This window comes from Kitasatospora cystarginea (assembly GCF_039533515.1).
GTDB lineage: Bacteria > Actinomycetota > Actinomycetes > Streptomycetales > Streptomycetaceae > Kitasatospora > Kitasatospora cystarginea.
In genome coordinates this window covers 1-672 of the sequence record NZ_BAAATR010000205.1, presented here as the reverse complement: position 1 = coordinate 672, position 672 = coordinate 1, and the positions used below count along the sequence as shown (strand labels likewise).

The window sequence follows — 672 nt, the reverse complement described above, 5'->3', positions numbered from 1 at the left end:
CCTGCGAACGCTCGTCCTCACCGAGCAACTCCACATCCCCGACAACCGAATCAGGCTCCGCCACCATCGCTTCCAGAACCCGAACCAACCGCTCCGCAAACGAGACAACCGTCGACTCGTCGAACAAATCCGTCGCATACGTGAACTGCGCCGCCATCCCCGCCGGAGCACCCGCCTCGTCGAACTGCTCCACCACCGTCAGCTGCAGATCGAACTTCGCCGCCACCGCAGTGGCATCGACCCCCGCAACCCGCAGATCACCCAACTGCAACGCCGACTGCTCCATGTTCTGGAACGCCAACATCACCTGGAACAACGGACTCCGAGCCTGCGACCGCGCCGGATTGAGCACCTCCACCAACCGCTCGAACGGAACATCCGCATGCGCAAACGCCTGAAGATCAGCCTCCCGCACACCTGCGAGCAGATCGACGAAACTCTCCGAAGAATCCACCTCCGTCCGCAACACCAACGTATTGACGAACATCCCGATCAAATCATCGAGAACCTGCTCACCACGACCCGCCACCGGAGTACCGATCGCAATATCGGACGTCCCCGACAACCGCGACAACAACACCGCCAACGCCGCATGCACCACCATGAACAAGGACGAATTCGACTCACGGGCAATTTTTTTCAAAGAATGATGCTCTGGCGCGTCGATAACGA

General features: G+C 59.8%; 1 protein-coding gene. It reads right to left on the bottom strand.

Annotated features, from left to right (window positions below; all coding sequences use genetic code 11):
* Window positions 1-672 (bottom strand): condensation domain-containing protein (locus ABD369_RS40850; RefSeq protein ID WP_344641698.1); only part of this gene is annotated, 672 nt, incomplete at both ends.